This is a genomic window from Niallia sp. FSL W8-0951, assembly GCF_038006525.1.
Classification (GTDB): domain Bacteria; phylum Bacillota; class Bacilli; order Bacillales; family Cytobacillaceae; genus Niallia; species Niallia circulans.
Genome location: NZ_JBBOVK010000004.1, coordinates 152,456 through 163,739 on the forward strand (window position 1 = coordinate 152,456; position 11,284 = coordinate 163,739).

General features: G+C 33.8%; 13 protein-coding genes. 6 read left to right on the top strand and 7 right to left on the bottom strand.

Annotated features, from left to right (window positions below; genetic code table 11):
- Positions 1-448: 448 nt before the first annotated feature.
- Together NSS71_RS25185 and NSS71_RS25190 are read left to right on the top strand one after the other, a co-directional pair.
- Positions 449-532: a YjcZ family sporulation protein gene (locus tag NSS71_RS25185; RefSeq protein WP_035416275.1), complete on the top strand. Its 84-nt coding sequence runs from the start codon at positions 449-451 to the stop codon at positions 530-532.
- Positions 533-620: 88 nt separating this feature from the next.
- Positions 621-710: a YjcZ family sporulation protein gene (locus NSS71_RS25190; protein WP_035416274.1), complete on the top strand. Its 90-nt coding sequence runs from the start codon at positions 621-623 to the stop codon at positions 708-710.
- A 104-nt stretch (positions 711-814) separates the two neighbouring features.
- Here the strand turns inward: NSS71_RS25190 and NSS71_RS25195 are convergent, their stop codons facing one another.
- The 6 genes from NSS71_RS25195 to NSS71_RS25220 all read right to left on the bottom strand — a co-directional run bounded on the left by NSS71_RS25195 (position 815) and on the right by NSS71_RS25220 (position 5,418).
- Positions 815-994, bottom strand: coding sequence for a hypothetical protein (locus tag NSS71_RS25195; protein WP_035416273.1), 180 nt, complete (start codon positions 992-994; stop codon positions 815-817).
- Between the two features lie 218 nt (positions 995-1,212).
- Positions 1,213-1,767 carry a DUF3267 domain-containing protein gene (locus NSS71_RS25200; protein WP_341152151.1) on the bottom strand — a complete coding sequence of 185 codons (555 nt, stop codon included), beginning with the start codon at positions 1,765-1,767 and terminating at the stop codon, positions 1,213-1,215.
- 350 nt (positions 1,768-2,117) lie between these two features.
- Positions 2,118-2,687 (bottom strand): HTH-type transcriptional regulator Hpr, encoded by a 570-nt coding sequence (locus NSS71_RS25205; protein WP_047943056.1) that lies wholly within the window; start codon positions 2,685-2,687, stop codon positions 2,118-2,120.
- A gap of 471 nt (positions 2,688-3,158) precedes the next feature.
- Positions 3,159-3,509 carry a YtxH domain-containing protein gene (locus tag NSS71_RS25210; RefSeq protein WP_047943058.1) on the bottom strand — a complete coding sequence of 117 codons (351 nt, stop codon included), beginning with the start codon at positions 3,507-3,509 and terminating at the stop codon, positions 3,159-3,161.
- A gap of 90 nt (positions 3,510-3,599) precedes the next feature.
- On the bottom strand, positions 3,600-4,685 hold the full coding sequence (serC, locus tag NSS71_RS25215; protein ID WP_341152152.1) for a 3-phosphoserine/phosphohydroxythreonine transaminase: 1,086 nt from the start codon (positions 4,683-4,685) through the stop codon (positions 3,600-3,602).
- 310 nt (positions 4,686-4,995) lie between these two features.
- Entirely contained in the window at positions 4,996-5,418 is a 423-nt protein-coding gene (locus NSS71_RS25220) for an HIT family protein (RefSeq protein ID WP_061797558.1), read from the bottom strand.
- A 698-nt stretch (positions 5,419-6,116) separates the two neighbouring features.
- On the opposite strand from NSS71_RS25220, the gene NSS71_RS25225 reads away from it, so the two are divergent.
- The 3 genes from NSS71_RS25225 (at position 6,117) to NSS71_RS25235 (ending at position 8,912) form a co-directional block, all read left to right on the top strand.
- Entirely contained in the window at positions 6,117-6,857 is a 741-nt protein-coding gene (locus NSS71_RS25225) for an ABC transporter ATP-binding protein (RefSeq protein WP_047943061.1), read from the top strand.
- Positions 6,850-8,070 (top strand): ABC transporter permease, encoded by a 1,221-nt coding sequence (locus NSS71_RS25230; RefSeq protein WP_341152153.1) that lies wholly within the window; start codon positions 6,850-6,852, stop codon positions 8,068-8,070. Before NSS71_RS25225 ends, NSS71_RS25230 begins: the two co-directional genes overlap by 8 nt.
- Positions 8,071-8,192: 122 nt before the next feature.
- On the top strand, positions 8,193-8,912 hold the full coding sequence (locus NSS71_RS25235; protein ID WP_341152154.1) for an EcsC family protein: 720 nt from the start codon (positions 8,193-8,195) through the stop codon (positions 8,910-8,912).
- Positions 8,913-8,961: 49 nt separating this feature from the next.
- On the opposite strand, the gene NSS71_RS25240 is transcribed toward NSS71_RS25235, so the two are convergent.
- Positions 8,962-10,170 carry a M20 family metallopeptidase gene (locus tag NSS71_RS25240; RefSeq protein WP_095320235.1) on the bottom strand — a complete coding sequence of 403 codons (1,209 nt, stop codon included), beginning with the start codon at positions 10,168-10,170 and terminating at the stop codon, positions 8,962-8,964.
- A gap of 167 nt (positions 10,171-10,337) precedes the next feature.
- On the opposite strand from NSS71_RS25240, the gene NSS71_RS25245 reads away from it, so the two are divergent.
- Complete coding sequence (locus NSS71_RS25245) at positions 10,338-11,006, top strand: phosphatase PAP2 family protein (protein ID WP_095320236.1); 669 nt, start codon at positions 10,338-10,340, stop codon at positions 11,004-11,006.
- Positions 11,007-11,284: the final 278 nt, after the last annotated feature.

Consider the following 11,284-nt stretch of genomic DNA (forward strand, 5'->3'; position numbering starts at 1 on the left):
ATTTAGGAGGGATTTTGTAGATACGATCCTTTGTTTTTTTTTGCGGGTAATCTAAAATCTAAACCCTATTTTCTTGCCCTTTCTATCCCTATAAAAAATGGGTATATGTCCTGTTCCGAAATTAGGGCAAATACATATGATAAATTGAGCCTGAAAAAGAGCTCTAAAGAATTCGCTCTTAGCAAATTCAGAAGGTTGTTACGGTTTATAGAGAAAAAAGACAGTAAGAAGGGTGGACTATTCATAATAATGTTCCTAACAGCAATGTCTTTTATTTAGAACTAGCTTCTTAAGATGTGACCAATAGGGCCTTAGTGTGATTTATAGGAGCAAACATTATGAGGCATGTATAAAAGGACTCTTAAGCTATTAAATAAAAGAAAGAAGAAAAACCGAAACACCATGAAATGAATGAACAAATGGTAGCAACCTTAAAGGAGGTGTTACTATGGGTAACGTTTACGGCGGAGGTTTTGCTTTAATCGTTGTATTGTTTATCTTATTAGTTATCGTTGGCGCTGCATGGCTGTAAGCTATAAGCGTATAAACGGCAATCTTACTAGGGGGTTGCCTAGATGCGCCAAAAAACAACTGGAACGATAAAGAGAGGAGGAATCTTCATGTCTGGTGGAGGAGTTTACGGTGGAGGCTTTGCTTTATTAGTAGTACTATTCATCTTATTAGTAATCATCGGAGCAGCTTGGCTATAAGTTGACCTGAAGGAATATAAAAAGAAGCAGTACGATAGTTGGTTACTTACCATCTACACACTGCTTCTTTTCTACATAGCTCTAATTAATGAAAATAGAGTTTGTTAAAAAAGAATATCTACATAGGAAGAAATCAAAAGAATCGTAATAAGAACATTTATTGTACGAAAAACTTTTGGCTGCTTTTCTTCAGGAATTTCTTTTTGTAAACACAAAGCATTTGTAAGTCTATTAATATTATATAAAATAAAAATAGCTAAAATAATAAAAATGGAGATCATCATTGATTCCCTCCTTATAAGCGGAATTTATTGTATGTTATTTACATTATCAAATAAAAGGATAAAAAGATAGTATTATAAACTTTTTTGATATAAACTTGGAGATTTTGTTCTGGAAAGAACTTAGATGACTCCTTATAATCTATCGATAAGAAAGAATAATCAACATTCCATCTAGTTTTATATCATTATATGAGCGACAAAACAATAATAGACTTCTTTTACGATAATTCACTAACATTATTTATTAATATCTCAAATCCATCCTCATTTTCTTCTACATAACAAGAGCGCGGAGAATGCCATAGATTTTTTATGCGAATAAAGTCAGGAACACAAATCCCTGTATGATAAGCGAAAAGCATTAAAAAATAATGAACATAACTTGTAAAAAGGAAACAAGATAGAAATAATACTCCACTAATGATAACAAATGGAATAATTAAAGCAAAGAGAAAATGCATTTTACCAATTGGTTCTTTAACTTGAATGTGAAGAATTGGTAAAATTTGCAAATGCTTAGTCCAAGTTTTTTTTATTTTATCGCCTAAATGAAGCATAGGTAATAAATGAAGCAGCTTGTGTAATGGATACATAAGTAAAAACATTGCCATAAATAGTAAAAAGTAATCGTCAGAAAGTTTGTTATGTGCAAAATAGCTTATAATTGGTACATATAGAAACAGAAAACAACCAATCATTGTCATAGTAGACAAAATAAATAGGCGCTGAGTTCCATATTTTTTATGGAAGTGGACAGTCTTCCAACAGTTCATGTTAATACCCTCCATAGGGAGAAATTTTTAGTTACTTGTGATGATACGTTCTTGCTTGAATAACTAATAATTGGAAGAATATCTTTTCTTTGCCTTATCTTGCGTTTTAATCAAGCGAACTCACCTTGCTACTTTACGATGAATAGAGTAAAAAATCAATAGTCTCTTTATACAAATTTATGACATTTTTTATATTTAGTAATTCTAAGAAGAAGAAAACCTATTCTCTATGTATTTTTGTTTGAATTTTCCGAAAAAAAGATAAGAAAGCAATCTGCCTTCTTATCTTTTTTACCACCGGTCTAGATTGTCCCAAACCTGGAGTCCTATTCCCCAATTTAATATTATCTCTATTTAGTAAATACTGGTTCTTTTTGCTTTAAATGTCCTTCATCCTCTTCCAAAATATCGTCAAGATTAGTAAAGGATTTCTCAAAAATTTCAATGAAATTGTCCCCATAAATATGTTTAACGATAGTCATTATGTCTAAAAGCTCCGGAAACTTTCCATATAAATTCTTGATTGGTAAGGAGGCGGATAGAGCTGAACTGTTGCTTGGATTGTATTCTTCCATAATTTGAACAAACACTTTTTTCCCTTTGTCCGTAAGGCAAATATACGTATTTCTCTTATCATTTTCTTTTTTCGAGAATTCTAGTAGTCCTCTTTCTTCTAATTTCTTCGAAAAATTAAATGCAGTTGAGACATGCATTACACCGAAATTTGCTACATCTGAAATAGAAGCGCCATTTAGCTGATAAGCAATCCAGAGTATATGGTGTTCATTAATGTTTAAATCGTATGGTTTAATCCAATTTTGCCAGTCCTTCTCAATCGCCTTCCATAATGCTTTACTAAGTTGTCCAATTCTTTGTGTGAAGAGTAAAGCGTCCTTCATTGAAATCTGACTTTCATCCATCCAAAATTCACCTACTTTTCTGTTATCTATAAACATTATGCCAATAAAACAAAAATTAATAAAGATAAAAATTAACAAAATTTTTAGAAATAAGATTTTTTCTTTTAAGTAAGCGCTTTATTGCATAAAAATGTAATATCAGAAATAAAAATTCAGAAGTTGTCTATACATTTTCTCTCAAAAATGAAAGGATAAAATAAGAATTAGAGACAAATAGGAAACAAATGGAGGAGGGAAAGATCCCAAAAAAAGTGAATAAAAAATTAAATTATAATAAAAGAGATGTAAAAGTTAAAAAAGAAAAAACAAAAAAATGAGTGATGAAAAATTATATGCGAATAAGAATTAACATCAATGTGTTAAAAAATATAACATGAAAAGAAAGGACATGAGCGAATAGAAAAAAAGAGGAAATTCATGTTAGAATTCCTCCTTTTTTCTTAGCTTTTCTGTATAGTAAAAGCGATTAAATTATTTTAAATCATTTTCTAACTCATTAATCGTGGATTGTAGCCCATCTAGTTCTTTTTGAAGTATTTCTTGATGTGGTTTTACTTCTTCCCGCCATGTTTCCAAAGAAAGCTTAAGATCTTCAATAAAAGTACTAAATACCGTTTTACCTTCTACTGTAGCTGTTTTAATAGAGTCTTTTATCTCATTTAAATCTAACTTTAATTCTTGAATATGTTGAAGAAAAGCTTTTCCATTATCACTGCAGGCTTTTCTTACTTCTTTACCCGAGTAAGGAGTAGTTAATAAGGTAGTGATTCCGGCTGCGATTCCTCCAATTAAAAATCCTGATAAGAATGATTTTGCACTCATTTGCTTACACCTCGCTCTTTTTTCCATCATTATAACGTATTCAAGCCATCATTACTATTGTAAAGGGAATTCAATAGAGCTAAAGTCTTTTTATTGTTGATACTTGAGCTGAAAATCCTTCATAAATGTACTTAATGCTATTACATGTTCGAGGGGAACGGCATTATAAATAGAAGCTCGGCAGCCGCCCACAGAGCGATGCCCGTTTAGACCAACAAATCCTGCTTCCTTTGCTTCTCTTAAGAAATCTTTTGTAAGATCTTCTGACTGCAAAGTAAAAGTAACATTCATTTTAGAACGACTTGTTTTTTCTGCATGGCCGCGATAAAAACCATTGCTTTGATCGATTACTTCATATAAATGTTTTGCTTTTTCGTTATTGATGGCAGCAATACCTTCCACTCCACCTTGTTTCTCTACCCATTTTAGAACAAGGGATAAAAGGTATATCCCCAAAGTTGGCGGGGTATTGAATAAAGAATTATTTTTAGCGTGTGTATGATAACTTAACATGGTTGGCAAAGCAGGATCTTCTTTGATTAAATCTTTTCGAATGATCACTACAGTTACTCCAGAGGGGCCAAGGTTTTTTTGGGCGCCAGCATAAATAACTCCAAATTGTGAAACATCAATTGGTGTGCTTAAAATATCACTCGACATGTCCGCAATTAAAGGGACAGATAAATTGCTTGGAAAGCTGCTCCATTGGGTGCCAAAAATGGTATTGTTGCTTGTGATATGGAGATATGCTGCATCATCTGGTATGTTAATCTGTTCATGGTCAGGGATATAGGTATAATTATCGTTTTTACTTGAAGTTGAAATGGCCGTATTACCGAGCTTGGAGGCTTCCTTCATGGCTTTTTCTGACCATACTCCAGTGAGAGCGTAATAAGCTGTTTGACTTTTAGGAAGCAAGTTCATTGGTATCATTGTAAATTGAAGACTTGCTCCACCTTGTAAAAAAAGAATTTCGTAATTATCTGGTATAGAAAGCAGAGATGTAAGTAGTTCCTTTGCTTCATTATGTACAGCTTCATAATCTTTGCTGCGGTGACTTAATTCCATTAAAGACATACCTGTATCATTAAAATTTAACCAATGCTCCTTTGCCTCGTGTAAAACCCATTCTGGTAAAGCGGCAGGACCTGCATTAAAGTTATATGCTCTTTTCAACGTTCTTTCCTCCTAAATTAACTTTTCAAATAGTAAAGCGTTAAAGACAAAAAGATTACCCTTATACTAACAAATTCAGCTGATTTGTACAGATGAAAAAAACACCTTTTTGAAAAAGTGAGAATTTTTCAAAAAGATGCTTTGTTTTTTCATGCTATTAGAAAAATATTTCCTTCCAGATACTAGAATCTTCGTAGTTGTTTTTTAAGGAAGGAAGCGGTATTCCAATAAAAAACGAAACTATTATTAAATAGCTTTTGAAAATATGAATTTTTTTAGAAAGTTTTTTCAAGAAAATAAGCTAATGGACTTATCTTACTTTAGAATTAATTTTTTCTGCAATCTCTGTCAGCTCTTCATTTGAATATCCATCAAAATTTGTTTTCCAAACAGCTCCAAAACCATCTCCTTTTCCATAACGTGGAATAAGGTGCATATGATAATGGAAAACAGATTGTCCGGCTTTTTCACCATTGTTGTTAAGGAGATTTAAACCAATTGGTGCATAAGCTTCTTTAATGGCAGAAGCAATACTTGGCACAACTTCAAATAGATTGCTTGCAATTTCAGGAGTTAATTCATAGACATCCTTTACATGTTGTTTTGGTATCACCAATGTATGTCCTTTAGTAACTTGGCTAATATCTAAGAATGCCATTACATGTTCATTTTCAAAAACTTTTTTAGACGGAATTTCTCCAGCAATTATTTTGCAAAAAATACAATCACTCATAAAAATACCTTCCTTCATTATGTATTATCAATATTTTAACACAGGAACTATTTTATTGAACAACAAAAGGGAAGAGGGTGCCTTGGAAAGGATCCTCTTATATGGATTGTCCAAGCGAGAAGTTTGAATAAACCTCTTTACTATGGATATACATAATAAGAATACCTTTTAAGGACACCCTCTAATGAAGGAGAGAACTTCTATTTAACGTTATTTAGGGTTCTTCTCTTTGATAAACACCTCATTTAAAAAATGAATTGTGTTAAGCTTTAGAGAAATCGATCATTGTTCAAACGAACCATCCCCTTAAAATGTCTTTATATGTCAAAAATGTATAAAGAATGGATGACTGTCTGCGACAAACACCTCATTTCAAAGTGGAAATGAATTAGGCTGTTTTCGTAATGAAGCAGCTTGGTGTTACTGATCTTCTGTTCCTAACTTGCTTATGCAAGGCAAACATCCCCTTTTATAAACGAATGGAAGCTTTTTTAAAGAATCTGTATAGAATCTTTTGCAAACACCTCATTTAATATTGGAGTTATACTGCAATATTTCTTTGGTGCTCCCCTTCAATAAATAGAATATCCTGAACAAGATTTTATATACGAAGAAAATGAAAATTTTTCTGTGCAATCATTTTTATTTAAGGAAGAATGTTGTTAAACTATAGATAATACATATTGGAGGTACAATAGATGGCGTTGTTAGAAATAAAGAATGTTACTGGAGGGTATACACGGAATCCTGTCTTAAAGGATATTTCCTTTTCTATTCATGCGAATGAAATGGTTGGCTTAATCGGATTAAATGGTGCTGGAAAAAGTACAACTATTCGTCATATCATTGGATTGATGGAGCCGCATAAAGGAGAAATCCTTATTAATGGCAAGACGTTTGAAGGCGATAAAGAGGCATATCGAAAGGAATTTACCTTTGTACCTGAAACGCCTATTTTATATGATGAATTAACATTAGAAGAACATTTAAGAATTACTGCCATGGCATACGGCTTGTCAGAATCTGATTATCAAAAGCGGATGGAAATATTATTAAAAGAATTTCGGATGGAAAAAAGACTAAAGTGGTTTCCGGCCCATTTTTCGAAAGGAATGAAGCAGAAGGTAATGATTATGTGTGCTTTTCTAGTGGAACCCTCTCTCTATATAGTGGATGAACCATTTGTCGGATTAGATCCTCTTGGGATTCAATCGTTATTAGATCAACTAAAGAAAATGAAGGATGGGGGAGCGGGGATTCTAATGTCTACACACATTCTTGCTACAGCCGAAAGATATTGTGATCGGATTATTATTATTCATGAAGGCCAAATAAAGAGTCAAGGAACCATGGAAGAATTAAGGACAGCCTTTAACATGCCAGCTGCAACATTGGATGATATTTATATCTATCTTACAAAGGAAGAAGAACATGTTTGAATTTAATGAGAAGCAGTTATGGAGAGAGAGAGCTGGGCAGACAGCGAAAGAATATAGTCAATATTTAAAGTATATTCTTAATGGCCATGTTGTCATCGTTTTAGTTTTTTTACTAGGGACTGGAGCCTTCTATTATCAAGCATGGTTAAAAACGATTTCGAATGACTTCCCTGTTGCGCTTATTATGAGCATTATCCTTACTCTTTTTATGACAAATAGTCCAACCTATACTTTTTTAAAGGATGCTGACCGGATCTTTTTAATTGCAGTAGAAACCAAAATGAAAAGGTATTTTCTCCAATCCATGATGATTAGTTTTGTCCTTCAAGGCTACTTGCTTGTCATCATTCTTGCTGCCTTGATGCCGTTATATGCAAAAGTACACGGTGGTGATTTTAGTCGCTTTTGGTATCTACTTATTGTGTTATTGATAAGTAAAGGAGCTAATTTGCTGATTCGCTGGCAAATACAATACTATGTAAATGTGCGTTATCATCATATAGATAGTGTTGTACGATTCTTGATTAATTTAGCTATTTTGTATTTATTATTTGCTGACTCGTCTCCGTTATTTATTCTTGCTCTTCTTCTAATTATGGCTTTCTTGCTTATATACTTTCAGAAAGCGACAAGCAATAAAGGCGTAAAATGGGAATATTTAATTGAACAAGATGAAAAAAGACTAGCCTCTTTTTATCGCTTTGCCAATATGTTTACAGAGGTACCGAAGTTAAGAAATCGTATAAAACGAAGACGTTTTCTAGATGTATTATTCAGCCGCGTTTCTTTTGCGAGAGAAAAGGTATTTACGCATTTATACTGGAGAACCTATGTCCGTGCAGGAGATTATTTCGGCTTAACGGTTCGGCTAACATTGATAAGTGGAATTTTTATCTTTTTCTTATCTTTTGGACCTGGACAAGTATTCATAAGTGTATTATTTGTTTTCTTAACAGGCTTGCAGCTGCTGCCGCTTTGGAATGCCTATGATAATAAATTGTGGATTACAATTTATCCAGTGGCAGCCTCTGCTAGAGAAAAATCATTTAAACAAATCTTAGCTGTGATTTTAAGTTGCCAAGGAATCATTTTGTCTCTAATTATTGCTTTAAAAGGAGATTGGATGTATGCTTTGATTTCTTTAGTAGTTAATATTGTTTTTATTATCTTCTTTACTTCGTTTTATATAAATAAAAAAGTAAAAAAGGGATAAATAGAAGAGGAGCTTAAACCTTAGTGTGTATTAGAAGGGAAGCTCCTTTTTTAATAATTAACTTCAAAAAATCAGGAACTATTTTTTTTATGGAACGTAAGCATAAGCAAGGAGGAAGATAAATGAATGAATATGAACAAAGAGCGTTAAAAGAAGTAGAAGAGTGGAAACGGAAAATCCAAAAACGGTCTTCTATTTTAAATAGAGTATCCAAAAAAGCGCAAAATAAAATAAATTCTTATATACCAGATAAAGTTCATCAGACCCTTACGGAAGCAATTAAACAGATGATTCAAGCAACACTTGCCGGCAGCAATATTATCAAGAAAAAAAATCCACCTATCTTCCGTTCTTTGCAAGGAAAAGATGAAGAGTTAACCAAAAAAATAAGTCAATTTCAAAAGGTTGCTGTTGTAGAAGGTGCCGGAACGGGGGCTGGTGGGATATTGCTTGGATTGGCTGATTTTCCCTTATTGCTTTCCATTAAAATGAACTTTTTAATGGAAGCCGCAGCCACATATGGTTACGATACGGCTCAAGTGGAAGAAAGAATCTATTTGCTCTATATCTTTCAGTTAGCTTTTTCAAGTGAAGGAAAACGAAGAGAAGTTTTAGAGATAATAGAGAATTGGGAAGAAGAAAAGCAGAGAGTTGCTAGCCTTAATTGGCAGGATCTACAGCAGGAATATCGCGATTTTATTGATTTTGTAAAAATGCTGCAATTGGTGCCGGGGATTGGGGCAGCTGTGGGTGCCTACGCTAATTATAATTTAATGGATCAATTGGGAGAAGCAGCTAAGAATGTTTATCGCTGGCGTTATTTTCAGGAACAAAACAAATGAAAAAGGAAAGATTCGTGTGTTTAGAATCTCTTCCTTTTTTTTATAAATTTTATGAATTTAAGTTAGTACTAGCCTTTGCTGCGCTTAAGGAAATATTATAAGTAATAGCAGCAGAACCTAATGTTTTTGCGGCAATAAGCATAGCCTTTTCATTAATATCAAATTTAGGATGGTGGTGCGGATAAGTCGGACCATTTGTATCAGGCATTGCTCCTGTAAAGAAAAAGGTACCTTTTACATGCTGCAGATAATAAGAGAAGTCCTCGCCAGTTAATTCAGGTTCTCCCTCTAGAACGATCACTCCTGGGACCTTTTCCGCACAATGTGCTAAAAAGGAAGTTTCCTCAGGGTGATTAACGACTGCTGGATAGCCGTCATCGTATTCATATTCATATGTACTATTTGCTGTATAGCACGTGCCTTTTATTACTCTCTCCAGCTCTTCCTTTATAAGTAATTGCGTTTCTTTATCAAACGTCCGGACTGTTCCCCCTAGGATCGCTGTGTCAGCAATCACATTAAAAGCATTACCAGATTCAAGGTAGCCTACTGTTAAAACAGCATGGTGGATAGGATTTACTTTTCTGCTGACAATTTGTTGAAGGTTAAGGACCAGTTGAGATGCGGTAACAAGAGAATCCTTCGTTTTGTGCGGCTGTGCTCCATGTCCCCCTTGACCTTGGATTTTAATTTTAAATTCATCTGCTGCTGCCATCATGGGTCCTGCTTTATAGGTAATAGTCCCTGTGGGAAGTGTCGCCCATAAATGAGTGCCAAATATAGCCTCCACATTTTCCAGGCAGCCTGCTTCAATCATCGCTTTTGCTCCACCTGGATTTGATTCTTCAGCATGCTGGTGAATAAAAACAAAATTCCCTGCTAATTCTTCTTTAAACTCATTTATTACTTTAGCAAGTATTAATAAGGTTGCAGTATGCCCATCATGACCACAGGCGTGCATGACACCTGAAACCTTTGACTTATAAGCAACATCTTTTTCATCTTGGATTGGAAGAGCGTCAAAATCAGCACGGAGCGCAACTGTTTTTCCAGGTTTTCCCCCTGATATTTTTGCGACTACTCCATTACCTCCGACGTTTCCTGTAACTTGAATTCCTAATTTTTCATAGAAAGAGATGATATATTGAGCTGTTTTAACCTCTTTGAATGATAATTCAGGGTATTGATGAAGGTATCTCCGTATTTTAACCATTTCATTATAATAGTTATCTAGTTGTTCCCATATAATTTGTAGCATATCTTCCACCTCGTTTGACTATTTAGAATATTTTTATTATAGCATGTAGTAATAAAGAAGAGAGGTGAAAAGCGGATAAACTATTATGTATCGTAAAGATTATGCCTATCCTTATAAGAGAGATGTTGTTAAAATAAGGTTAAAATGAAATTCATTTAGGAGGAATTATGGATATTAGAAAATCAAAAATGGCTTGGGGATTAATAATCCTGTCATTCTTATTGTTTATCCTGCTAATCCTAGCTGTAAATGGACAAGCAATATTAGCATTTGATACAGAACTAACCCAGTTTATACATACATTGTTTCCAGCTAGTTTTATTCCTTTTTGGGAAGGCATATCATCCATTGCAGATAAAATAGGCATTGGAATTATCGCTTTCCTATTTATTCTTTTTCTTTGGTGGAAAAAGAAAGATTTTGTAGGAATTGCAGCATTTGTCTTTTGTGTTGGACTAGGAAATGAACTGAATAAGTGGGTGAAAGATTTAGTGGCAAGACCTAGACCCATAGCTGCTGAAGCATTAGAGACAGACAGTTTTAGTTTTCCTAGCGGGCATGCAATGGTAGGATTACTTCTTTATTTGTTTATTGCACATATTCTAGCGAAAGAAATAAAAGGGAATGCAGGAAAGCTGATTTTGGCAGTTATTGCTTTTGTATTCATTTTGCTAATTGGCATAAGTAGAATTGCTTTAGAGGCCCACTATCCAACAGATGTTATTGGTGGTTATTTATTAGGAGGGATCTGGCTGTTTGTATGGGTAGGTTTCTATGAAACATTTTATGATCGATTTCATAAACAAAAAGGAGCAGGAACAAAACTAAGTAGCTAATGGATGATAAAGAAGTTATAGAAAATTTCATGGAACTTCCTTTTAAAAAGGTTTAAAACCCAAACAATATACGAACCATACATTAGTATCTTCGTATAATTATTTGGGTTTGCCAGTAAAAATAATTTTTAACTGACTATCGCTAGTTAGATGAGGAACATGGCAAAAATAGTAGTCACTACTAAGCCGATACAGACTGGAAGAAGATTTCTCCTTGCTAATTCAAATGGATCGACATTACAGATTGCAGCAGCCGGGATTAATGCCCAAGGGACTAA